The following is a 23,448-nucleotide window of genomic DNA, read 5'->3' on the forward strand; positions in this document are numbered from 1 at the left end:
TCAGCAAGCGAGGTTGCGGCAGACCTCCAGCGCCAGCGCCGACTGGTTCAGCGTGTAGAAGTGGATCGAAGGCACGCCGCCCGCGATGAGCCGCTCGCACAGCCGCGTGACGACCTCGATGCCGAAGGCGCGCACCGAGGCGGCATCGTCCATGTAGCCCTCCATCTTCAGCGCGACCCAGCGCGGGATCTCGATGCCGTCGCGCTGCGCGAACTGCGCGATGCGCGCGTAGTTGTGGAAGGGCATGATCCCCGGGACGATCGGGGCTTCGACGCCGAGCAAACGCGCCTCGTCGACGAAGTGGAAGTAGGCGTCGGGGTTGTAGAAGAACTGCGTGATCGCTGCGTCGGCGCCGGCCTTCATCTTGCGCGCGAAGAACTCGAGATCGCGCTTCGCGTAGCGCTGCTGCGGGTGGTATTCGGGGTAGGCGGCGACCTCGATGCGCAAGGTCTTGCCTTGCGTCTCGCGCACGAAGGCGATCAGCTCGCTTGCGTAGCGGAACTCGCCCGCGGTCGCGGTGCCGCTCGGCAGGTCGCCGCGCAATGCGACCATGCGCTTGATGTCGCGGGCCCTGTAGGTCGCGAGGATCTCGGCGATGCCGGCGCGCGTCGAGCCGATGCACGACAGGTGCGGCGCGGCCTCGAAGCCGAGGGCGGCGATGTCGGCCACCGTGCTCATCGTGCGGTCGCGCGTCGAGCCGCCGGCGCCGTAGGTGACGCTGAAGAACTCGGGGCCCGTCGTGCCGAGCTCCTTGACGACGGTCTTGAGCTTCTCGCTGCCGGCGTCGGTGTTCGGTGGGTAGAACTCGAAGCTGACCGGGACGGGCAGCGTGATCGGTGATGTCATGGTCGTTCCTGGGTTCCGTGCACCGCGTGCACGAAGAATTCGCGGTTGCCGTCGCCGCCGCCGACGGCGCTCTCGAAGTAGCCGAGCACCTGCAGGCCGGCGCTGGCGCAGGCCTGGCGCACGATCGACTCGACGCGGCCGTACTGCGTCGCGTCCTTCACGACACCGCCCTTGCCGACGTGCTGCGGGCCGACCTCGAACTGCGGCTTGATCAGCAGCAGCATCGCGCCGCCCGTCGCGAGCCATCGCGCCAGCGGTGCGATGGAGGCGCTCATGGCGATGAACGAGAGGTCGCCGACGATCCGGTCGAAGCCGCCCGACGGCGCCTCGCGTTCGAGCGACGAGCCGCGCAACGAGCGCACGTGCAGGCCTTCGAGCCCGACCACGCGGGCGTCGTCGCGCAGCCGCGCGTGCAGCTGCCCGTGGCCGACATCGAAGCCGACGACGCGCGCCGCGCCGCGCGCGAGCAGCACGTCGGTGAAGCCGCCGGTGCTCTGGCCGGCATCGAGGCAGGTCGTGCCCCGCACCTCGAGGCCCGCGTCGGCGATCGCCGCGTCGAGCTTGAGCCCGGCGCGCGAGGCCCAGCGCAGCTCGGCGTCGTCGGTGACGCGCAGCTCGGCCGCGCCCCCCACGTCCTCGCCGGTCTTGCGCAGCCGCGACCAGCCTGCCGGCGTGCCGCGCTCGACCGCGCCGCGCTCGATGAGGCGCTGCGCGGCCGATCGCGTCGGCGCCAGGCCGCGTTGCACGAGAAGCACGTCAGCACGCATCGGTTCCCTTCGCGCAACCGCCGCGGATCCGGCCTTCGCCGGTCCGCCAGCGGTGCCCCTTGCGGGGAGCGGCGAAGCCGCAACGGGGTGGTCCTAGTACCGATAGGTGTCGGCCTTGTACGGCCCTTCCTTCTTCACGCCGATGTAGGCCGCCTGCTCGTCGCTCAGCTCGGTCAGCATCGCGCCGACCTTCTTCAGGTGCAACCGCGCGACCTTCTCGTCGAGGTGCTTGGGCAGCACGTAGACCTTGCCGGCCTGGTACTGGTCCTTCTTCGTGAACAGCTCGATCTGCGCGATCGTCTGGTTCGCGAAGCTCGACGACATCACGAAGCTCGGGTGGCCGGTGGCGCAGCCCAGGTTCACGAGACGCCCCTTGGCCAGCAGCGTGATCTTCTTGCCGTCCGGAAAGATCACGTGATCCACCTGGGGCTTGATCTCGTCCCACTGCAGCTTCTCGAGCGAGGCGACGTCGATCTCGTTGTCGAAGTGGCCGATGTTGCAGACGATGGCTTCGTCCTTCATCGCGGCCATGTGCTCGTAGCGGATCACGTTCTTGTTGCCGGTGGCCGACACGAAGATGTCGGCCTTGTCGGCCGCGTACTCCATCGTCACGACCTTGTAGCCCTCCATCGCGGCCTGCAGCGCGTTGATCGGGTCGATCTCGGTGACCCAGACCTGCGCGCTCAAGGCCCGCAGCGCCTGCGCCGAACCCTTGCCGACATCGCCATAACCGGCGACGCAGGCGACCTTGCCCGCGATCATCACGTCGGTCGCGCGCTTGATCGAATCGACCAGGCTCTCGCGGCAGCCGTAGAGGTTGTCGAACTTGCTTTTGGTGACCGAGTCGTTGACGTTGATCGCCCGGAACAGCAGCGTGCCCTTCGCGCTCATCTCGTTGAGGCGATGCACGCCGGTGGTCGTCTCTTCGGTCACGCCGATGATCTGCGCGCTCTTGCGCGTGTACCAGGTCGCATCCGTCGCGAGCTTGGCCTTGATCGCGGCGAAGAGGCAGGTCTCTTCCTCGCTGGTCGGCTTCGCGATGACGGACGGATCCTTCTCGGCCTTCTGGCCCAGGTGCATCAGCAGCGTCGCGTCGCCGCCGTCGTCGAGGATCATGTTGGGGCCTTCGCCTTCGGTGCCCTTCGCGCCGAACTCGAAGATGCGGTGCGTGTAGTCCCAGTAGTCGGCCAGCGTCTCGCCCTTGTAGGCGAAGACCGGCGTGCCCTTGTCCACCAGCGCCGCGGCCGCGTGGTCCTGCGTCGAGAAGATGTTGCAGGACGCCCAGCGCACCTGCGCACCCAGCGCCTGCAGCGTCTCGACCAGCACGGCGGTCTGGATCGTCATGTGCAGCGAGCCCGTGATGCGCGCGCCCTTCAGGGGCTGGCTCTTAGCGAACTCGTCGCGGATGGCCATCAGGCCGGGCATCTCGGTCTCGGCGACCTTGATCTCCTTGCGGCCCCACTCGGCCAGCGAGAGATCGGCGATGTGGAAATCGGTGAAGGACGCGGCGGGCTTCAGGACGGCGCTCATGGCGAATCTCCGGTTCAGCGACAACGATGAACCGCAGGACGCGAACAGCAGGAGAGGGAGGGCCGACTCACCGCGCGCGTGGATCCTGCGGGTGAGCGCCGTTGCATTGAACGGTTCCGAGCCTGGCCGTCATCGCGACGGTTGCAACGCTCCTCGGAACGGGCCGCATTCTAGCGGCGTGGTCTCGGCCGAACGATCGAAAAGGCATGATCGCCGGTGTGACTTCACCCGATCCCGCCCTCTCCGCCAACCCACCCGAGGCGGCCGCCGGGGTGATGGCGGTGCTGCGGCTCGCGGCCGCGCTGGCGCTAGGCTCGGCCGTGTCGCTGGGTCTCGCGCGCTTTTCCTACGCGCTGCTGCTGCCGCCGATGCGCGCCGATCTCGGCTGGAGCTACCTGCTCGCCGGCACGATGAACACGATCAACGCGGCCGGCTATCTGGTGGGCGCCTTGGCGATGCCGCGCCTGCTCGCGCGCTTCGAGCCGCGCAGCCTGCTGCTCGCGGGCTCCGTGGGCGCGGCGGTGGCGCTGGCACTGCACGGGCTGGTCAATGGCGATGCGGTCCTGCTGGCGCTGCGCTTCGTGGCCGGGCTTGCCAGCGCGGCCACCTTCGTCGCGGGCGGCCTGATGGCCGCGCAGCTGACGCAAGGCCCTGCATCGGTGCAACCGGGGCTGGTGCTCGGCATCTACTACGGCGGCACCGGGCTCGGGATCGTGGTCTCGGCGCTGCTGGTGCCGTGGTTCGTCGCGCACGGCGCGGTGCATGCGTGGCAAGGCGCGTGGCTGGCGCTGGCAGCGGCTGCGGCGCTGGCGACCGGCCTGATGGCGCGCGAGACCCGCCGGCGTCACGGCCGCGCGCCGGTTCCCGCCGGCCGTGCGGCCTTCCGCTGGCGCAGCCTCGGCTGGGGCCTCGCCGGCTACCTGATGTTCGGCCTCGGCTACATCGGCTACATGACCTTCGTCGTGACGCTGCTGCGCGAGCAGGGCCTGCCGGGCGCGCTGATCACCGGCTTCTACGTGCTGCTCGGGCTCGGCGTCGTCGCCTCGTCTTGGCTCTGGGCCGGGCTGCTGCAGCGTCATCGCGGCGGGCGGCCGATGGCGCTGCTCAACGCGCTGCTGGCTGCGGCGACGCTGCTGCCGGTGCTGAGCGCGCATCCAGTCGCGGTGTTCGTCTCCGGCGCGCTCTTCGGCGGCGTCTTCCTGTCGGTGGTCGCCTCGACGACCGCGCTGGTGCGCCACAACCTGCCGGCCGCCGCCTGGCCGGCCGGCATCGCGGCCTTCACGATCGTCTTCGCGGCCGGGCAGATCGTTGGGCCGAGCCTCGTCGGCTGGGTCGCCGACGGCGCCGGCGGCCTCGCGCGCGGCTTCGCGGTGTCGGCCGCGGTGCTCGCGGCCGGGGCGCTGTTCGCGTCGCGCCAGCGCGCGCTCTAGGCCGCGCTGCGCGCGGCGGCGGGCGCGCCCATCAGCGCGATCGCCCGCTCGATCTCGACCGGCTTGCTGAAGTAGTAGCCCTGGTACTCGTCGCAGCCCATCTGCTGCAGCGCCTGCAGCTGCTCGGGCGTCTCGACGCCCTCGGCCACCACGCCCAGCCCCAGCGAATGCGCCATTGCGACGATCGCGCGGGTGATCGCCAGATCGCTGGCGTCGCCCGGGATGTCCTTGACGAAGCTGCGGTCGATCTTCACGCACTGCACCGGGAAGCGCTTCAGGTAAGTGAGCGACGAATAGCCGGTGCCGAAGTCGTCGAGCGCGAACTGCAGTCCCATGCGGCGCAGCGCCTCGATCACGCCGCGCGCCTGCTCGGGCTGGCGGATCAGCGCGCTCTCGGTGATCTCGAACTGGATCGCCTCCGGATCGGCGCCGCTGCGCTCCAGCAGCGCCTGCACCTCGTCGGTCAGGCCCTTGCTCGCGATCTGCATCGCCGAAAGGTTGATCGCGACGGTGATCCTGCGCCCGCAGGCTTCGGCGAAGCGCCCTGACGCCTCGAAGGCCATCTCCATGACTTGGCGGCCGAGCGGCACGATGAGGCCGGAGTCCTCGGCGACGCCGATGAAGTCACCCGGCATCACCATGCCCAGCTGCGGGTGATGCCAGCGCACCAGCGCCTCCACGCCGTGCACCTTGCCGCTTCTCACGTCCACCTTCGGCTGGTAGTGCAGCACGAACTCGCGGCGCGCCAGCGCGCGGCGCAGCAGCGCCTGCAGCGCGAAGCGCTCGGCGGTGTGGATGTTGTCGGCCTCGGCGAAGAAGCCGTAGCCGTTGCGGCCCTGCTGCTTGGCGCGGTACATCGCGATGTCGGCGTGCTTGAGCAGGCTGTCGCTCGAATCGCCGTCGCGCGGATAGACCGCGATGCCGATGCTGGCCGACAGCACGTGCTCCTGGTCGTCGACGTTCATCGGCAGCGCCAGGCCCTGCAGGATGCGCTGCGCGATCGCGGCGGCCGCCTCGGCGCTCGCGATCTCGTCGACCAGCACGAAGAACTCGTCGCCGCCCATGCGCGCGACGCGGTCGCAGCCGCGCACCGCCTGCTGCAGCCGCTGCGCCGTCTCGCACAGCACCGCGTCGCCGACGCCGTGCCCGAAGGTGTCGTTGATGATCTTGAAGCGGTCGAGATCGACGAACAGCGTCGCGAGCATCCCGCCGTTGCGCTCGGTGCGCGCGATCGCATGGCCGAGCAGCTCCTTGAACATCGCGCGGTTGGGCAGGCCGGTCAGCGTGTCGTGCTGCGCCAGGTGGCGGATGCGCGCGGCCTGGCGGTCGTTGTCGATGGCCACCGCCGTCAGGTCCGAGTACTCGTGGACCATCTGCAGCACGTGCGGGCTCGGCGGGCCGGTGCGCGGCATCGCGAGGTAGATCACGCCCATCAGCTGGCCGGTGCGGCTGAGCAGCGGCCAGGCGCCGACCGAGCGCGCGCCGAGCTGGTCGCGTACCGCGCGTACCGCCGGCGTCGTCGCGTCAAGCGCAACGTCTTCGATCACCGCCGGCATCCGCTCGAAGGCCGCGCGCGCCATCACCGAAGGGCTGTCCGCCGAGATGCGGCGGATGTCGTCGGTCTCCAGCGCCTCGGTCGGCACGCTGGGCGAGAACGCGGCCACGAAGGTCTCGCCGGCCTCGTCGGCAACATAGACGCAGCACTGCACCTCGGGCGCGTTGCGCTCGATCGCGCCGGCCACCTGCAGCAGCACGGCCGACAGCGGCTCGCGCCCCGCGATCATCGACAGCACCGTCTGCTGGCTCGCCTGCAGGCGCTCGAACCGCTTGCGCTCGCCGATGTCGCGCAACACCACCTGGCGCGCCGCGATGCCGTGGAACTCGGTCGTGCTGGCGACCAGCTCGCATTCGACCCACGAGCCGTCGGCATGGCGCAGCCGCACCTCGGCGGTGACCTCGCGGTTCGCGCCTTCCCGCGTGCGCAGGCTCGCCAGGCGCTGCTTGTGGGCGGCGAGATCGTCGGGGTGCATCAGCTCCTCGCAGTCGAGGCCGATCAGCGCGTTCGCGTCCTCGGCGCCGATCATCGAGCGCAGCTTGCGATTGACCAGCACGATGACGCCGTCGGTGTGCACCAGCATGCCCTCGGGCGAATGCTCGACCAGGCGCTCGTAGCGGCCGGCCGCGTCGATCAGTTCCTGCCGCTGGCGATGCAGCGTCGTCAGGTCGCGCACCATCACCATCAGCCGGCCGCGTTCCAGCGGGGTGAACACCAGCTCGACGGGCAGCTCGGCGCCGTCGCGCCGGCGCGCCCAGCTCTCGATGCGGCGCAGAGGGGGCGGGCCGGTGCCGGTGCCGGCCGCGGCGGCGGCCTGCATCTGCGCCACGCGCTCGGCGCGCAGGCGTTCGGGCGTGCCGTCGTCGAGCAGGTGCGGCGCGGTGGGCGCCGCGGCGCCGCGCCAGCCGAGCAGCGCATGCGCCGCCGGGTTCGCCTCGACGACGCGGCCGTCGGCCTCGACGATCAGCATGCCGTCCAGCGACGCCGCCATCGCGGTGCGGAACTGGCGGTGCGCTTCGTCGAACTGGCGCTGCGTCTCGGCCTGCTCGCGGCGGATCGCGAGGTGGTCCAGGGCCTTCGACACGTCGCTGCCCATGCCCTGCAGCAGGCTGCACATCGCCGGGTCGAAGCAGCCGGCTTCGCGCGCATAGACCATCAGCACGCCGATCGGCGCGCCGCGCTCGAACAGCGGGAAGCAGCCGATGCTCAGCAGCTGCGCGCCCAGCGCGAGGCCGAAGCGGCCGCTGCGGGCATGGTCGTCGCGCAGGTCGTCCAGCGTGATCAGCCGGCCTTCGCGCAGCACGCGGCCGATCAGGCCGTCGCCGGGCTGGCGCCAGGTGCGGTAGGTGGCGCAGACGCGGTCCGGGTAGTCGGCCGGCGTGCCGGCGCGCGCGCCCACGCGGATCGCGTGCGCCCGCACGTCGTCGGCCAGCGCCACCCAGGCCAGCGCGAAGCCGCCGTGCAGCACCGCGACCTCGCACAGTGCGTTCAGCAGCGTCGCCCGCTCGGCCGAGTTGGCGATCGTGCGGTTCACCGCGCCCTGCATCGCGTAGAGGTCGCGCGTGCGCAGCGCCTCGCGGCGTTCGCTCTCGCGCTCGGTCTCGTCGAACAGCACGCCCGAGATGCGCGTGCTGCGGCCGTGTTCATCCCAGGCGGTGACGTCGCCGCGCAGCGCGATCCAGTGCCACCGCGCCTCGCCGTCGCGCGGGTCGCTGCGCAGGCGCATCAGCGCCTCGTGCAGGCCCGGGCCGCGGGCGCCGTCGCGCGTGCGGCCCTTGAGCGTTGCGATGATCGAAGCGCGCAGCGCGGCGCGGTCGGCCGGCTCGACGCGGGCGATCAGCTCGGCGCCGGTGCGCACGTCGCGCAGCAGGCCCGGCGCCAGGAACTCCTGCGCTTCCTCGCCGAACTGGAGCCGGTCGTCGTGCTGCGTCCACGAGAAACTGACCTGCCGCGCGCAGCGCAGCGCCAGCCGCTGCAAGGCGGCCGGGTCGTCGGCTCGGAAGCTTTCAGCGTCCATGGCTTGACGTTTCGGGTGCCGCGGCGCCGACTTGAGCCTGCCGCGGCCGCGGTGTGACCTGCATCACGAAGCCGGCCGCCGAAGCCGCCCGGCGACAATCCGCGCCCGCCGCTCGTCCGCTTTCGCCGCCGTCGCCTTCACCGGCGCGCGGCCCCCCGCCGTGTCCACCCCGCTCGAACTCCGCACCCTCGACACCGAAGTCCGCCGCCGGCGCAGCTTCGCGATCATTTCGCACCCCGACGCCGGCAAGACCACGCTGACCGAAAAGCTGCTGCTCTTTTCCGGCGCGATCCACATCGCAGGCTCGGTGAAGGCGCGCAAGGCGAGCCGGCACGCGACCAGCGACTGGATGGAGATCGAGAAGCAGCGCGGCATCTCGGTGGCCAGCTCGGTGATGCAGATGCTCTACCGCGACTGCGTCATCAACCTGCTCGACACCCCGGGCCACAAGGACTTCTCCGAGGACACCTACCGCGTGCTGACGGCGGTCGATTCGGCGCTGATGGTCATCGACGCGGCCAACGGCGTGGAGCCGCAGACGCGCCGGCTGATCGAGGTCTGCCGCCAGCGCGGCACACCGATCATGACCTTCGTCAACAAGATGGACCGCGAGGGCAAGGAGCCGCTCGCCCTGCTCGACGAGATCGAGCAGGAGCTGGGCATGCCCTGCGTGCCGATGACCTGGCCGGTCGGGCAGGGCAAGGCTTTCGCCGGCATCGTCGACCTGCGGCGCCAGCGAATGCGGCTGTTCAAGGCCGGGGCCGACAAGCGCGTCGAGGACGCCGACGAGATCGTCGCGCTGAACGAGGTCGAGACGCTGCGCGCGCGCTTCGGAGGCGACTTCGAAGCGGCGGAGCAGACGATCGAGCTGCTCGACGGCGCCGCGCCGGCCTTCGATGCCGCCGCCTTCGTCGCCGCAAAGCAGACGCCGGTGTTCTTCGGCTCGGGCGTCAACAACTTCGGCGTGCAGGAGGTGCTCGATGCGCTGGTGGATCTCGCGCCGCCGCCGGCTGCGCGGCACGTGACCCGCAGCGAAGGCGAGGTCGAAGTGCCGCCGGCGAGCGCCGGCTTCTCCGGCGTTGTCTTCAAGGTGCAGGCCAACATGGACCCGTCGCACCGCGACCGCATCGCCTTCGTGCGCGTCAATTCCGGCCGCTACGCCGGCGGCATGAAGCTGCGCGTGCAGCGCACCGCGAAGGAGCTGCGGCCCACCTCGGTGGTCACCTTCCTGTCGCAGCGCCGCGAGGCCGTCGAGGAGGCCTATGCCGGCGACATCATCGGCTTCACCACCCACGGCGGCGTGCAGCTCGGCGACACCATCACCGACGCCGACGCGCCGGCGAACTTCGGCAGCTACACCGGCCTGCCGTTCTTCGCGCCGGAGCTGTTCCAGACCGTCGAGCTCGCGAACCCGATGAAGAGCAAGCAGCTGCAGCAGGGGCTGATGCAGCTCGGCGAGGAAGGCGCGATCCAGGTGTTTCGCCCGACGGTGGGCGGCGCGATGCTGCTCGGCGCGGTCGGACAACTCCAGTTCGAGGTGGTCGCGCACCGCTTGAAGGCCGAGTACGGCGTCGAGGCACGCCTGGGCGCAAGCCGCTTCCACGGCGCCCGCTGGGTCACCTGCGACGACGCCGTGGCGATGCGCAAGTTCACCGACGAGGCCGCGTCCAAGCTCGCGCTCGACGCGGCCGACACGCTCGCCTACCTGATGACCTCCCCCTACGACCTGCGGCTCACGCAGGAACGGCATCCGAAGGTCGTCTTCCACCCGCTGCGGGAGCACGCCGGGCTGGCGCTGCAGTCGGCCGCCTGAAGCGCCGCGCGGCCGCAAGCGTGACTTGCGCCGTGCTTGCGTCGCCAGGCCGGCGGCGCCGCCGCGTGCGGGCGCAACACTTGCTGCTTTCCAGCCGTACCGGAGTTGCCCGATGCACCGTCTGCTCGCCCTCGCCCCGCTGTTGTGCTTGATGCCGGGCCTCGCCGCCGCCGGGCCGGTGCTCGAACGCATCCGCAGCAGCGGCACGCTGACGATCGCGCACCGCGAGTCGTCGCAGCCGTTCTCGTATCTCGACGCCGACAAGCGGCCGGTCGGCTACGCGCTCGACCTCTGCGAGCGCCTCGCCGACGCCGTGAGGCGCAAGCTCGCGCTGAAGTCGCTGAACCTGCAGTACACGCTGGTCACCCCGGCCGACCGCATCGCGACGATCGCCGAAGGCAGGGCCGATCTCGAATGCGGCTCGACGACCAACAACGCCGAACGCCGGCAGCAGGTGGCCTTCACCGTGCCGCACTACATCACCGGCACGCGCTACCTGGTGCGAGCCGAGAGCGACATCGCCGACCTCGCCGGCTTCGCGAACCGCAAGCTCGTCAGCACCAAGGGCACGACGCCGCTGAAGGCGGTGACCGCGGCCAACAGCGACCGCCTGCTGAAGATCGCGATCGCCGAGGTGCCCGACCACGCGAAGGGCATCGAGATGGTCGAGAAAAGGGAGGCCGACGGCTTCGCGATGGACGACGTGCTGCTCTACGGCCTGGCCGCGGGGCGGCCGGATCCCGCGGCGTTCAAGGTGGTTGGCAAGTTCCTGACGATCGAGCCGCTGGCGATCATGCTGTCGAAGGACGACGCCGAGTTCAAGAAGGTCGTCGACGACGAGATGAAGCGCCTGATCCTCAGCCGCGAGGCCCATGCGCTCTACGAGCGCTGGTTCATGAAGCCGATCCCGCCGAGGAACGTCGCGATCAACCTGCCGATGAGCTACTTCCTGAAGGACTTCTGGAAGTACCCGACGGACCACGTGCCGTTCTAGCGTCACTGCCGGCGGCAGCGCGTCGCGGCGCCGAGGCGCCGCGCAGATCGCCGGCGTGAACCGGCATTGCAGAATCCAAACGCCCCGCGCCCTTCCTTTCGGAGACCCCGAGCATGTCCGAGATCCCGACGCTGCAGACCCCACCCGCCACCGCGCGCATCCACTTCATCGGCGGCGAGAAAGGCGGCGTCGGCAAGTCGATGGTCTCGCGGCTGATCGCGCAGTACTTCATCGATCACGACATCCCCTTCATCGGCTTCGACACCGACCGCTCGCACAGCTCGCTGATGCGCTTCTACATGGGCTATGCGTCGCCGGTGCTGGTGGATCGCTACGAGGCGCTCGACGCGATCATCGAAGCGGCGATCGACAAGCCCGAGCGCCGCGTGCTGGTCGATCTAGCCGCCCAGACGCACGAGCCGCTGACGCGCTGGATCGAGGACTCGGGCGTGCTCGATCTGGCCGACGTCTCCGGCGTCGCCATCCACTACTGGCACGTGATGGACGCCGGCCGCGATTCGGTCGATCTGCTCAAGCGCGTGCTCGACCGCTTCGGCGCGCGGCTGCGCTACGTGCTGGTGCGCAACCAGCTGCGCGGCGATGACTTCGGCCAGCTGGAGCGCTCGGGCGAGCAGGAGCGCGCGCTGGCGCTGGGCGCCCGGGTCGTCGACGTGAAGCGCCTGCACGATGCGGTGGTGCAGAAGATCGACGCCACCAACGCGAGCTTCTGGTCGGCCAAGAACGGCGGTGGCAGCCTCATCGGCCCGGAGGGCGGCGCCGGTCTCGGCCTGATGGAGAAGCAGCGGCTCAAGCTGTGGCTGGGCCACGTGCAGAGCGAGTTCGCGAAGCTCGGGCTCTGAGCCGCCGCCGTCGCGGCGGCGTCACCACTGCTGGCGTGCGTCGGGGTGGGCCTCGATCAGCGCGGCGGCGTCGGTCATCGGGTGCACGAAGAAGATCTCGTCCGACCGCACGCTGCGCCGCATGTAGCTGAAAGTGCCCTGGCCGGCGCGGCTGCGCAGCAGCGCGTCGCGCGCCTCCCAGAGGTGGCTCCACGCGCCCCACTCCGACTTGCGCGTGATCGACGGCGGCGGCCGGCGCAGGTCGTGCATGCTTTCCAGCGCGAACAGCTTGTCGATCTGGTCGTCCAGCGAGAGCGGGTGCGAGTGGAAGCCGCGCAGCTTGGCCGGCACACGCGGCCACGGCGCCAGCGACGAGGGCGAACCCGGCGGGCCGAACGGCCAGCTGCCGCAATAGGGCGGGTGGTTGGAATAGAGCCACAGCTCGCCGCCCGCGCTGCCGCCGCCGCGGCGCTGCAGCGCCTCGAACAGCGCGATCGAGCCGAAGCGGTGGTCGCTGTGCGCGTCGAGGAAGGGGTGCGGCGTGACCACGATGTCCGGCGCGAAGGCGTCGAGCACGTGCACGAGGTCGAGCACCAGGCTTTCCCAGTGCGGGGCCGCGCCGTCGCGCAGCAGCTTGGGGGCGAAGGCGCGGCGCTGGCCGTTCATGTCGCTGCGGCCGGTGGACTTCGAGCTGCAGGTCATCGACGGGTTCTGGCGCATCGGCTGCAGCGAGCCGTCGAAATAGCCGAGGTTGGCGATGTGCTCGGGCGCCACGCCCCCGAACAGCGGCACCGCCAGGCTGTCCCAGACGCGCAGCCGCGTCTTCAGTTCGCCCTGCTTGCGCAGGTCGGGAACGATGTGGCTGTAGTAAGGCCGGCCGGCGTCGCCGGCGGTCAGCGTCACGACGGCCGCGGTGCAGTTCTTGTACAGGCCGAAGGCGGCGATCTCGGCGTCGTCGGGGTGGGCGCCGAGCACCAGCACGCGCCGCGCACCGACGGGCGGCTGGTCGAACACGCGCAGCAGCGCTTCGCCGTCGACGGCGGTGCGGTGCGTCGTCAGGCTCACCCGCGCGGGCGCGCCGCGGCGCATCAGCGCGCTCAGGTCGAGGAAGCGCCAGCCGGCCGCGCCCCGGTCGAAGTGCTGCCGCAGCGGCGCGCGGCCGTCGGCGGCGAAGTCGATCCACGGCAGCCCGAAGGGCAGCGAACTCGAGCCCGCGAGTCGCAGCTGCAGCAGCGCCGAGGTGCCCGCGGCCGCGGCCGCGGGCCACTCGAAGGTGCCGTCGCGGATCGTGATGGGGAAGCTCCGCGAATCGCGCGGATCGAACTCGTACAGGTCGGAGCGGTCGGGCAGGTAGCCCTTGGCCGGCGCGTAGCGCCGCTCCTCGATCACACCCAGCTTGGAGAGCGTTCGCTTCATCGAAGAGAAAACGGAAAGCCGGCGGGCGCCGGCGGCGCGCGGCGCGCCTTGGGCCGCATGCAGCATCGGCGGATGCTCGGCGGTCGAGACGCGGTTCGATGGCATGGCGATGGATCCTCGGTAGCGCCGCAGTGGTGGCGCTGCGGTTGCGCAACGGCAAGAGCCGGTGGGCATCGAGTACAGCGGGGCTCGCAGGGTTCCGGCCGAGGATACGGGTCGTCGGGGCTTTCTTGTCTCCCCCATGCCCCGGGGGAGGGCGTGAGGATTGCACGCTTGGCGCACTCAGTCTGCGCGGGCCGACAACAGCGTCTCGAGGGCCTGTTCCTGCACGCCATAGAAGTTCTTCAGCTCGCGGACCTGCGCGCGGATTCGTTCGCCGCGCTCATTGGCAAGCGGCGCGCCCGCATCGGTCGGCGCCTCGGCGCGGCGCACCGCCAGCACCATCTTGTTCTTGCTCGTGTGCTCGAGCGAGACGAACTCGAAGACCTGCGTCTCGTAGCCCTCGGCGTCCAGCAGCAGCGCGCGCAGGCCGTCGGTCAGCATCTCGGCCTCCTGCGCGAGATGGATGCCGTGGCGCAGCAGCGGCAGCAACAGCGTCGGGCTGCGCATCTGCGGGCGCAACTCCTTGTGGCAGCACGGCGAACACATGATCACCTTGGCGCGCGCGCGGATGCCGGCGTGCATCGCGTGGTCGGTCGCGGTGTCGCAGGCGTGCAGCGCGATCAGCACGTCGCAGGCGCTCGCGCCGCCTCGCGCCGCCTCGCCGAGGCGGGCGGCGGCCGCGCTCACGTCGCCGTGCTCGAAGCGCAGACCGTCGAGGCCGAGCCGGCGCGCGGTGGCGTTGCCGAGCGCGACCATGTCGTCCTTCAGGTCGAGGCCGAGCACCTCGCAGCGCAGCCCGAGCGTGCGCGCGAGATGCTCGTGCACCGCGAAGCTCAGGTAGCCCTTGCCGCTACCCACGTCGAGCACGCGCACCGGCGCGCCGTCGGCCTTCGGCGCCGCGAGCCCGGCGCCTTCGAGCGCCGGCGCGAGCAGCTCGACGAAGCGGTTGATCTGCTTCCATTTGCGCGCCATCGCCGGCACCAGCCGGTGCTCGGCGTCGGTGACGCCGAGCGCGCCGAGGAAGGGACTGGCGATGTCGATGGGCCGCCGCTTCGCGCGATCGTGCGGGGCCGGTGCCGGCATCGCCGCCGCGGTCTCGGCCGCCACCAACGCCACCGCGGCGCGCTCGCTGCGCCGCAGCGTCTCGCGGCCCTTGCGGCTGACGGCGAGCTGCAGCTCGAAGGCCGGGGTGATCAGGTGCAGGTTGTCGAAGTCGCGGCCGACGCGGGCGTCGATCTCGGCGAGCGCGGCGTCGAGATCGAGGTTGCGCGTGAGGTCGCGCGTCGCGTGATGTTCGACGAGGCTCAGGCACAGGCCGCGCTTGAGCGCGATCGGCCGCGCCTCGATGCGTTGCGGCCCGCCGAAGCCGGCACGCGGCCCGGCCAGCACGAGGCGGCGCAGCTCGCCGGCGGCGAAGGCGGCGCGCACCGCGTCGAAGCAGCGCTCGCGCGGCGAGCGGTCGGTGGAGGAGGGCGGGGCCGGCATGGCGCGCGATTGTCGCGGTGGCCTCGGCGCCGGGACGGCCATCGATAATCGCGCCCCATGAGGCTGCGCTTCACCAAGATGCAGGGCGCGGGCAACGACTTCGTCGTGCTCGACGCCACGCGCGTCCCGCTCGCGCTGTCGCCGGCGCAGTTCCAGCGCCTCGCCGATCGCCGCTACGGCGTCGGTGCCGACCAGATCCTCATCGTCGAGCCCTCGAACGCAGCCGGCATCGACTTCCGCTACCGCATCGTCAACACCGATGGCGGCGAGGTGCAGCAATGCGGCAACGGTGCGCGCTGCTTCGTGCGCTTCGTGCGCGACGCCGGGCTGACGACGAAGGACGCGATCCGCGTCGAGACCGCCGGCGGCGTGATCGAGCCGCGGCTGCTGCCCGACGGCCGCGTCGAAGTGGACATGGGCCCGCCACGCTTCGAGCCGGCGAGCCTGCCCTTCGATCCCGCCGGCCTCGCAATGCGCGAGGAGGGCGGCCTGGCGCTGTACGCGCTGGCCCTCGACGCGCCGGCCTGGCCGGTGCGGCCGGCGCGCATCGAGGTGGCCGCCGTCTCCATGGGCAACCCGCACGCGGTGATCGACACGGCGCAGTTCGGCACGCTGCCCGCGGGGCTGGATGCGGTGGCGGTGCTCGGGCCCGCGATCGAGCGGCACGAGCGCTTCGCCGAGCGGGTCAATGCCGGCTTCATGCAGTGTTCGAGCGACACCCGCGTCCGCCTGCGCGTGTACGAGCGCGGCGTCGGGGAAACGCTGGCCTGCGGAACCGGCGCCTGCGCGGCGGTCGCAGCCGGCGTGCGTCGCGGCCGGCTGCGCGCCGGCGCCGACGTTCGCGTCGAGACGCGCGGCGGCGAGCTCGTGCTGCGCTGGGCGGGCGGTGCCGACGATGCCGTCTTCATGAGCGGCCCGGCCGTCACGGTGTTCACCGGCGAGATCGATCTGAGTTGACGAAGCACGACGACCCATGAGCACCCAAGGCATCACCGAAGACGACATCGCCCAGTTCCTGCTGCACACGCCCGGCTTCTTCGAGCGGCACGCGGAGGTGCTCGCGAGCGTGCAGCTGGCCAGCCCGCACGGCACGCGCGCGGTGTCGCTGCAGGAGCGGCAGATCCAGCTGCTGCGCGACAAGATCCGCGCGCTCGAACTGCGGCAGGTCGAGATGCTGCGTCACGGGCAGGAGAACGTCGCGATCGCCGAGCGGCTGCACCGCTGGACGCGCTCGATGATGCTGACCTCGAACGCCGGCGACCTGCCCGGCGTGCTGGTCGAGCGGCTGCGCCACGAGTTCCTGATCCCGCAAGCCGCGATCCGCGTCTGGGGCGCGGCCGAGGCCTTCAGGAGCCTCGCGTTCGCGCAAGCGGTCAGCGACGACGTGCAGCGGCTGGCCGATTCGCTGGGCGTGCCCTACTGCGGCGCCGTCATCCATGACAGCCCCGGCTTCGAGGCCGCGCAATGGTTCGACGAGCCGGCGTCGATCGTCTCGATGGCGATGGTCCCGCTGCGTCTGCATGCCGAGCCGGGAGCCTTCGGCGAAGGTCTCACGAAGGCGGCCTTCGGCCTGCTGGTGCTCGGCTCACCCGACCCGACCCGCTACACCGCCGACATGGGCACCGAGTTCCTCGCGCGCATCGGCGAGATCGCGAGTGCGGGGCTGGCGCGCTTGCTGCCGGTCGAATGAGGCGATGAGCAGCGCCGTCGCGCGGCTGCGTCCCGAGGACGACGCGCTGGTCGAGCGCCATCTGGCGCATCTGCGCGTCGAGCGCCGGCTCGCGCCGACCACGCTGCGCTCGGTCGGCGCCTCGCTCGATCGCCTGCAAGGCTTTGCCGCGGCGCAGTCGCTCGCGCTCGCGCAGGTGCAGGGCCACCACGTCCGCCGCTGGGCCGCGACGCTGCACGGCGAGGGCGCGGCGCCGCGCACGGTGGCGATCGCGCTGTCGGCCTGGCGCGGGCTCTACCGCTGGATGGGCCGCGAGAAGCTCGTCGCCGCGAACCCGGCCGACGGCATCCGCGCTCCGAAGGCGCCGAAGCCGCTGCCCAAGGCGCTCGCGGTCGATCAGGCGATGGCGCTGGCTGACCTGCGGCGGGAGGACGCCGCCGCCGAGCCGCGGCTCGAGGCGCGCGACCGCTGCATCGTCGAGCTGCTCTACGGTTGCGGGCTGCGGGTGGCCGAGCTGTGTGCGCTCGACGCGCGGCCGGCGGGCGACCGGCCGTGCTGGATCGACGCCGCCGCCGGCGAGGCGCATCTGGTCGGCAAAGGAAGCAAGGCGCGCAGCGTGCCGGTCGGCGCCGCTGCGCTGCGTGCGCTCGAAGCCTGGCTCGCGCTGCGCGAGGCGCTCGCGCGGCCCGGCGAGCCCGCGCTCTTCGTCAACCGGCGCGGCACGCGGCTCAGCGCCTCGCAGGTCCGCACCCGCCTGGCCGAGCGCGCCCAGCAGGCCGGCCTGCCCACCCATGTCCACCCGCACATGCTGCGCCACAGCTACGCCTCGCACCTGCTGCAGTCCAGCGGCGACCTGCGCGCGGTGCAGGAGCTGCTGGGCCACGCGAGCATCAGCACGACGCAGGTCTACACGCGGCTGGATTTCCAGCACCTGGCGAAGACCTACGACGCGGCGCATCCGCGCGCGAAGCGGCGATGAAATCCATCCGCCTGCGTCCCGCCAAGGAACGCGCGCTGATCAAGCGCCACCCGTGGATCTTCGAGGGCAGCATCGCCAGCGGCCGCGCCGATGCGGGCGAGACGGTGCGCATCGAGGCGGCCGACGGCAGCTTCCTCGCATGGGGCGCCTACAGCCCGGCCTCGCAGATCCGCGTGCGCGTGTGGAGCTTCGACGTCGAGGAGCGCGTCGACGCCGGCCTGTTCAGGCGCCGCATCGAACGCGCGGTCGCGCTGCGCGCGCGGCTCGCGATCCAGAGCGACGCGATGCGGCTGGTGCACGGCGAGTCCGACGGGCTGCCGGGCCTGGTCGTCGATCGCTACGCCGACACGCTGGTCGTGCAGTGCCTCGCGGCCGGCATCGAGCGCTGGAAGCCGGCGATCGCCGATGCGCTGGTCGCGGCGACCGGCTGCGAGCGCCTCTACGAACGCTCCGACGCCGCGGTGCGCAGCCTCGAAGGGCTGACGCCGTTCGCCGGCTGGCTGCGCGGCGGCACGGGCGAGCCGCCGGCGCGCGTGCCGATCCGCGAGCACGGCTGGCGCATGAGCGTCGACGTCGCCGAGGGCCACAAGACCGGCCACTACCTCGACCAACGCGACAACCGCCTGCGCTTCATGCAGCTGGTGCGGCAGTTCGGCTGCGCCCGGGTGCTCAACTGCTACAGCTACACCGGCGGCTTCTCGGTCGCGGCCCTGGCCGGCGGTGCGCAGCGGGTGACGAGCGTCGATTCCTCGGCGCCGGCGCTGGCGCAGGCGGTCGAGCATGTCGCGCTGAATGCCGCGGGCTGCGGCTTCGATGCCGCACGCCACACGACGATCGATGCCGACGTCAACGCGACGCTGCGCCGCTGCATCGAGGCGGGCGAGCGCTTCGACGCGATCGTGCTCGACCCGCCGAAGTTCGCGCCGACCGCCGCCCACGCCGAGCGCGCCGCGCGCGCCTACAAGGACATCAACCGCCTCGCGCTGAAGCTGCTCGCGCCGGGCGGGCTGCTGTTCACCTTCTCGTGCTCGGGCGGCGTCGACGCGTCGCTGTTCCACAAGATCGTCGCGGGCGCGGGCATCGACGCCGGCGTCGACGGCTACCTGCTCGAAAGGCTCGAAGCCGCGCCGGACCATCCGACGACGGTGAACTTTCCCGAGGGCGAATACCTCAAGGGCTTGGCGATCCTCAAGGCTTGAGCGGGGTCGCGCCCCTCAACGTTCGCTTTTCGGGAGTGCCGGCATGAAGTCGATGTCGCCTGGGTTTCGTGTGCCTCGAAGCTTGAAGATCGCCGCCGCGGCGGGCCTGCTGCTGGGCCTGCTGGCGGCCTGCCAGACCACGCCACCGCGCGCGCCGATCGCCCTGGCGCCGCAGGTCGACCTGCCGCGCTTCATGGGCCGCTGGTACGTGATCGCCGCCATCCCCACCTGGCCCGAGCGCGATGCCTACGAAGCGGTCGAGTCCTACAGGCTGCGCGACGACGGCCGCATCGCCACCACCTTCACCTTCCGCCGCGGCAGCTTCGAGGCGCCGCTGAAGACGATGGAGCCGGTCGGCACCGTCGCGGACACGCGCAGCAACGCGGTGTGGACCATGCAGTTCGTGTGGCCCTTCGAGGCGGACTACCGGATCGTCCACGTCGATCCGGCGCACACCGAGGTGATCGTCGGCCGCGAGAAGCGCGACTACGTCTGGATCATGGCGCGCACGCCGACGCTGCCCGACGCCGACTACCAGCGGCTGGTCGGCATCGTCGCGGCGCAGGGCTACGACACCGCGAAGCTGCGCCTCGTGCCGCAGAAACGGCCGGGCTGATCAGGCGCCGGCCCGCGCGGCCGCGTAGGGATCGCGGAAGCCGAGCCGCTGCATCAGCCGGCTCTCGGCCGCCTCCATGACGGCCGCCTCGGCCTCGACCTCGTGGTCGTGCCCCTGCGCATGCAGCGCGCCGTGCACCAGCAGGTGCGCGTAGTGCGCCTCGAGCGGCCGCCGCGCGGCGCGCGCCTCGGCCGCGACGACCGGCGCGCACAGCACCAGGTCGGCGACGACCCGCGGCGTGCTCGCGTAGACGAAGGTGAGCACGTTGGTCGCGTAGTCCTTGCCGCGGTGCTCGCGGTTCAGCGTGCGGCCCTCCTCGGCGTCGACGATGCGCACGGTGATCTCGGCCGGCGCGTCGAGCGCGGCGCACAGGCTGCGCTGCACCGCGTGGCGCGGCAGCCGCGCGCGGTGGCGGGCGTCGGCGAACTGCAGCGACAGCGCGAGCCGCGCGCGCGGGATGCTCATCGCGGATCGCGATCGGCCTGCGCCGACTCGTAGGCCTCGACGATGCGCGCGACCAGCGGGTGGCGCACCACGTCGGCCGCGGTGAAGCGGGTCATCGCGATGCCCTTGACGCCCCTGAGCACGCGCTCGGCGTCGACCAGGCCGCTCTCGACGCCCTTGGGCAGATCGACCTGGCTCACGTCGCCGGTGACCACCGCCTTGCTGCCGAAGCCCAGCCGCGTGAGGAACATCTTCATCTGCTCCACCGTGGTGTTCTGCGCCTCGTCGAGGATGACGAAGGCGTGGTTCAGCGTGCGCCCACGCATGAAGGCGAGCGGCGCGATCTCGATCGTCTGGCGCTCGAAGGCCTTGGTGACCCGGTCGAAGCCCATCAGGTCGTAGAGCGCGTCGTAGAGCGGGCGCAGGTAGGGATCGACCTTCTGCGTCAGGTCGCCGGGCAGGAAGCCGAGGCGCTCGCCGGCCTCGACCGCCGGGCGGGTGAGCACGATGCGCTGCACCGCGCTGCGGTCGAGCGCGTCGATCGCGCACGCGACCGCAAGGAAGGTCTTGCCGGTGCCGGCCGGGCCGATGCCGAAGGCGATGTCGTGGTCGAGGATGTGGCGCAGGTACTGCGTCTGGTTCGGCGTGCGGCCCTGCAGGTCGGCGTGGCGCGTGCGCAGCACGATCTCGCGTTCGCCCTCGGCGGCCGGCGGCCCGCTGCGGCCGTGCGCGCCCGCCGTCGCCTCCACGATCGCGAGCTGCAGCGCCTCGGGCGCGATCGGCTTCCTCGCCTTGTCGTACAGCGCCTGCAGCAGCGCCGCCGCGCGTTCGGCGTTGGCCTTGTGGCCTTCGATGCGGAAGGATTCGTGGCGCCGGCGGATCGTCACCTGCAGGGCCGCCTCGATCTGGCGCAGGTGCTCGTCGAGCGTGCCGCACAGATGCGCGAGCCGGGTGTTGTCGAGCGGGATGAAGGCGTGGCGGAGGATCACGGCAGGGGTGGGCGCGAGCCCGGCGGAGCGTGGATTCTCGCGCCGACCCTCCTGCACAATCCGCCGCCATGCTGGGCAGGGCGCTGCGTCGGTGCAAGGAAGCGGTACGGCGCACGGCAGGCGTCGGGATCGCGCCTTTCTCGCTCGCACTGGTGCTCGTGCTCGGCGCAGCGGCCGCGGCCGCGCAGGACGGCTGGTTCCTCACGCTGCGTGAAGCGCGCGTGCTCGACGTGCCGGCGCTGCTGAGCGCGCCGCCCGACAAGCTCTCGGCCACGCCGATCCTGCTGCCCGACGACTGGCTCGCGCTGCCGGGCGGCGCCGGCGCCGGCGCGGGGCCGCAGGTGCGCTGGTACCGCATCGAGTTCGACGCGCCGAAGCTGCCGGTGGACACGCCCATGGCGGTGTTCATCCCGCGGGTGTGCAGCAGCTTCGAGCTCTACCTCGACGGCGAGCTGCTGCATCGCGCCGGCGAACTCACCGAGCCGCTGACGCGCAACTGCTACCACGCGCAGCTCGTCACGCTGCCGGCCAAGCTGCTGCAGCCGTCGGGCAACCGCATCGACCTGCAGGTCGTCGGCTATGCCTTGCCGCGCGTGGCCGGTCGGCAGCGCGCCGGCGGACTTTCGACGCTGGTCGTCGGGCCCTGGAACGAGCTGGCGGCGGCGCAACAGCGGCAGCTGTTCTGGAACGTCACGCTGACGCAGATCGTCGCGGCGGTGCTGTTGCTGATCGGCGCGGTGCTCGGCGCGCTGGCCTGGGTGCGGCGCGTGCCGCACCTGGGTTGGTTCGCCGCGTTGTGCATCGGCTGGGCGGCGTTGACCGTGCGGATCTGGTGGCGCGAGATACCGCTGTCCAACGGCACGCTCGAGCTCGCCAGCGCCATCGGCTTCGTGCCGCTCGCCGCCTGCGCGATCCTGTTCCTGTGGCGCTACTGCGGCGTGCGCCACAAGCTGCTCGACCGCCTGCTGCTGCTGCAGACGCTTGCGCTGCCGATGCTGCTGGGCTGGGTCGGCGCGGATCGGCTGTTCCCGACCGCGGTGATCGTCTACGCACTGCTGGCGCTGGAGGTGTTCGCGTCGACCGGCTTCTTCCTTGCGCACGCCTGGAAGGCGCGGCGCCAGGAGTTCTGGCTGCTCGCCACGGTGCTCGGGCTCATGATGCTGGCGGTGGGCATCGAGCTCGGCGTGCAGGACCGGCTGCTGAACCTGCCCAGCCTGCACTTGGTGCACCTGGTGATGCCGGCGCTGTTCTGCGTGATGGCCTACAAGCTGGTCGAAAGCTTCGGCCGTGCGCTCACCGCGGCCGAGAACGCGCGTCACCTGCTCGAACAAAGGGTCCGCGAGGTCTCGGCCGAGATCGAGCGCAACTTCGCGCAGCTGGCCGAGTCGCGCGTCGAGCAGGTCGCCGAGAAGGAGCGCAAGCGCATCGCCGCCGACCTGCACGACGACCTCGGCGCCAAGCTGCTGACCATCGTCCACACCAGCGGCGACGACCGCATCTCGACGCTCGCGCGCGAGGCGCTGGAGGAGATGCGCCTGTCGGTGCGCGGTATCGCCGGCAAGCCGGTGCAGCTGGCCGACGCCATGGCCGACTGGCGCGCCGAGACCATCACGCGCCTCGGCGAGACCGGCATCGAGATCGAATGGAACAGCCCCGACCTCGTCGAGCCGCGCACGCTCGCCGCGCGCAGCTACGTGCAGACGACGCGCATCCTGCGCGAGGCGACGAGCAACCTCATCAAGCACAGCGGCGCGTCGCGCGCCGTGGTCACCTGCCGCATCGGCGAGGACTTCCAGCTCGTGATCCGCGACAACGGCCGCGGCATCCCGACCGAACTCGACGGCAAGCTCGACCGCGGCCACGGCATGGCCAGCATGAAGCAGCGCGCCAAATCGATGCATGGGCAATGCCTGGTCGAGTCGGGCCCAGGCTATGGCACCGTGATCCGCCTCACGCTGCCGCTGTAGCGAAGCCGGACCGAATCCACGCCTCGCGTCTGGACGCTCCCGGGTGCGCTGGCTACGATGCGCGCCATGGCCGAGATGACCCGCATCCTTTTGCTCGAAGACCTGCCCGAGATCCGGGTCTGGCTCAAGGCGCTTGCGGTGCAAGTGTTCCCGCAGGCCGAAGTCACCGAAACCGCGCGCGTGCAGGACGCCCGCCAGGCGATCGCCTCGCAGAAGTTCGATCTTGCGCTGGTCGACCTGGGGCTGCCCGACGGCAGCGGCGTCGAGGTCGTCGCCGCGCTGCGCGACACCCAGCCCGAGGCGCAGTCGGTCGTCGTCACCATCCACGACGACGACGACCACCTTTTTCCCGCGCTGCAGGCCGGCGCCTTCGGCTACCTCCTCAAGGAGCAGTCGCGCGAACAGCTCGGCGAGCAGTTGAAGCGCATCAGCCAGGGCGAGCCGCCGCTGTCGCCGTCGATCGCGCGGCGCGTGATCCAGTACTTCGCGGCCAAGCAGCGCACGCAGTTCCGCGAGAAGTCGCCGCTGATGCCCGGCGTGACGCTGACCGAGCGCGAGAACGAGGTGCTGCTGCGCGTCGCCAAGGGCTACACGCTGCCCGAGATCGGCGTTCAGCTGAACCTCTCGCGCCACACGATCGCCGACTACGTCAAGCAGATCTACCGCAAGCTCAACGTGAGCTCGCGCGCCGAGGTGGCGCTGGAAGCGCAACGGCTTGGCTTGTTCCGGCGCTGAGGCCTTGCCGGCGAAATCGACCGCGGCAGCCGCCGCGAAGCGAGCCAGCCGCGCGG

At 71.4% G+C, this 23,448-nt stretch carries 19 protein-coding genes and 1 riboswitch; of the genes, 11 read left to right on the forward strand and 8 right to left on the reverse strand.

The window, feature by feature from the left end; genetic code table 11:
* From metF to ahcY, 3 genes are all read right to left on the reverse strand, one after another.
* On the reverse strand, positions 1 to 846 hold the full coding sequence (gene metF, locus VFR90_RS02060) for a methylenetetrahydrofolate reductase [NAD(P)H] (RefSeq protein ID WP_326404300.1): 846 nt from the start codon (positions 844 to 846) through the stop codon (positions 1 to 3).
* Complete coding sequence (locus VFR90_RS02065) at positions 843 to 1,601, reverse strand: TlyA family RNA methyltransferase (protein ID WP_326404302.1); 759 nt, start codon at positions 1,599 to 1,601, stop codon at positions 843 to 845. Before VFR90_RS02065 ends, metF begins: the two co-directional genes overlap by 4 nt.
* Before the next feature lie 105 nt (positions 1,602 to 1,706).
* Positions 1,707 to 3,143, reverse strand: a complete 1,437-nt coding sequence (gene ahcY, locus VFR90_RS02070) for an adenosylhomocysteinase (protein ID WP_326404303.1) — start codon at positions 3,141 to 3,143, stop codon at positions 1,707 to 1,709.
* A gap of 86 nt (positions 3,144 to 3,229) precedes the next feature.
* Positions 3,230 to 3,304, reverse strand: a riboswitch (S-adenosyl-L-homocysteine riboswitch).
* A 45-nt stretch (positions 3,305 to 3,349) separates the two neighbouring features.
* Between ahcY and VFR90_RS02075 the strand changes: the two genes are divergently transcribed.
* Positions 3,350 to 4,573, forward strand: coding sequence for a YbfB/YjiJ family MFS transporter (locus tag VFR90_RS02075; protein WP_326404304.1), 1,224 nt, complete (start codon positions 3,350 to 3,352; stop codon positions 4,571 to 4,573).
* On the opposite strand, the gene VFR90_RS02080 is transcribed toward VFR90_RS02075, so the two are convergent.
* Positions 4,570 to 8,145 carry a bifunctional diguanylate cyclase/phosphodiesterase gene (locus tag VFR90_RS02080; RefSeq protein ID WP_326404305.1) on the reverse strand — a complete coding sequence of 1,192 codons (3,576 nt, stop codon included), beginning with the start codon at positions 8,143 to 8,145 and terminating at the stop codon, positions 4,570 to 4,572. The two genes, VFR90_RS02075 and VFR90_RS02080, sit on opposite strands and share 4 nt — an antisense overlap.
* A 160-nt stretch (positions 8,146 to 8,305) precedes the next feature.
* On the opposite strand from VFR90_RS02080, the gene VFR90_RS02085 reads away from it, so the two are divergent.
* The 3 genes from VFR90_RS02085 to VFR90_RS02095 all read left to right on the forward strand — a co-directional run bounded on the left by VFR90_RS02085 (position 8,306) and on the right by VFR90_RS02095 (position 11,812).
* A complete protein-coding gene (locus tag VFR90_RS02085) occupies positions 8,306 to 9,958 on the forward strand; it encodes a peptide chain release factor 3 (protein ID WP_326404307.1) in 1,653 nt (550 codons plus the stop codon).
* Between the two features lie 112 nt (positions 9,959 to 10,070).
* Positions 10,071 to 10,952, forward strand: coding sequence for an amino acid ABC transporter substrate-binding protein (locus tag VFR90_RS02090; RefSeq protein WP_326404308.1), 882 nt, complete (start codon positions 10,071 to 10,073; stop codon positions 10,950 to 10,952).
* 113 nt (positions 10,953 to 11,065) lie between these two features.
* Complete coding sequence (locus VFR90_RS02095; protein WP_326404309.1) at positions 11,066 to 11,812, forward strand: P-loop NTPase family protein; 747 nt, start codon at positions 11,066 to 11,068, stop codon at positions 11,810 to 11,812.
* 21 nt (positions 11,813 to 11,833) lie between these two features.
* Here VFR90_RS02095 and VFR90_RS02100 read toward each other — a convergent pair whose 3' ends face one another.
* A complete protein-coding gene (locus VFR90_RS02100; RefSeq protein WP_326404310.1) occupies positions 11,834 to 13,312 on the reverse strand; it encodes a PIG-L deacetylase family protein in 1,479 nt (492 codons plus the stop codon).
* Between the two features lie 177 nt (positions 13,313 to 13,489).
* Positions 13,490 to 14,794, reverse strand: a complete 1,305-nt coding sequence (locus VFR90_RS02105) for a class I SAM-dependent methyltransferase (protein WP_326404311.1) — start codon at positions 14,792 to 14,794, stop codon at positions 13,490 to 13,492.
* Positions 14,795 to 14,851: 57 nt separating this feature from the next.
* Between VFR90_RS02105 and dapF the strand changes: the two genes are divergently transcribed.
* The 5 genes from dapF to VFR90_RS02130 are packed head-to-tail and all read left to right on the forward strand — an operon-like array spanning position 14,852 to position 19,257.
* A complete protein-coding gene (gene dapF / locus VFR90_RS02110) occupies positions 14,852 to 15,751 on the forward strand; it encodes a diaminopimelate epimerase (RefSeq protein WP_326404312.1) in 900 nt (299 codons plus the stop codon).
* Between the two features lie 16 nt (positions 15,752 to 15,767).
* Complete coding sequence (locus VFR90_RS02115) at positions 15,768 to 16,484, forward strand: DUF484 family protein (RefSeq protein ID WP_326404313.1); 717 nt, start codon at positions 15,768 to 15,770, stop codon at positions 16,482 to 16,484.
* A gap of 4 nt (positions 16,485 to 16,488) precedes the next feature.
* Positions 16,489 to 17,442, forward strand: a complete 954-nt coding sequence (locus VFR90_RS02120) for a tyrosine recombinase XerC (RefSeq protein ID WP_326404314.1) — start codon at positions 16,489 to 16,491, stop codon at positions 17,440 to 17,442.
* Positions 17,439 to 18,641: a class I SAM-dependent rRNA methyltransferase gene (locus tag VFR90_RS02125; protein WP_326404315.1), complete on the forward strand. Its 1,203-nt coding sequence runs from the start codon at positions 17,439 to 17,441 to the stop codon at positions 18,639 to 18,641. Before VFR90_RS02120 ends, VFR90_RS02125 begins: the two co-directional genes overlap by 4 nt.
* A gap of 43 nt (positions 18,642 to 18,684) precedes the next feature.
* Complete coding sequence (locus tag VFR90_RS02130; RefSeq protein WP_326404316.1) at positions 18,685 to 19,257, forward strand: lipocalin family protein; 573 nt, start codon at positions 18,685 to 18,687, stop codon at positions 19,255 to 19,257.
* Here the strand turns inward: VFR90_RS02130 and ybeY are convergent, their stop codons facing one another.
* Positions 19,258 to 19,716: an rRNA maturation RNase YbeY gene (gene ybeY / locus VFR90_RS02135; protein ID WP_326404419.1), complete on the reverse strand. Its 459-nt coding sequence runs from the start codon at positions 19,714 to 19,716 to the stop codon at positions 19,258 to 19,260. It abuts the gene before it with no gap.
* A 2-nt stretch (positions 19,717 to 19,718) separates the two neighbouring features.
* Positions 19,719 to 20,690: a PhoH family protein gene (locus tag VFR90_RS02140; protein WP_326404318.1), complete on the reverse strand. Its 972-nt coding sequence runs from the start codon at positions 20,688 to 20,690 to the stop codon at positions 19,719 to 19,721.
* A gap of 68 nt (positions 20,691 to 20,758) precedes the next feature.
* On the opposite strand from VFR90_RS02140, the gene VFR90_RS02145 reads away from it, so the two are divergent.
* Both VFR90_RS02145 and VFR90_RS02150 read left to right on the forward strand, forming a co-directional pair.
* Positions 20,759 to 22,657, forward strand: a complete 1,899-nt coding sequence (locus tag VFR90_RS02145; RefSeq protein ID WP_326404319.1) for a sensor histidine kinase — start codon at positions 20,759 to 20,761, stop codon at positions 22,655 to 22,657.
* Positions 22,658 to 22,732: 75 nt separating this feature from the next.
* Positions 22,733 to 23,392: a response regulator gene (locus VFR90_RS02150; RefSeq protein ID WP_326404420.1), complete on the forward strand. Its 660-nt coding sequence runs from the start codon at positions 22,733 to 22,735 to the stop codon at positions 23,390 to 23,392.
* Positions 23,393 to 23,448: the final 56 nt, after the last annotated feature.

It is taken from the genome of Methylibium sp. (assembly GCF_035762065.1).
GTDB lineage: Bacteria > Pseudomonadota > Gammaproteobacteria > Burkholderiales > Burkholderiaceae_C > Methylibium.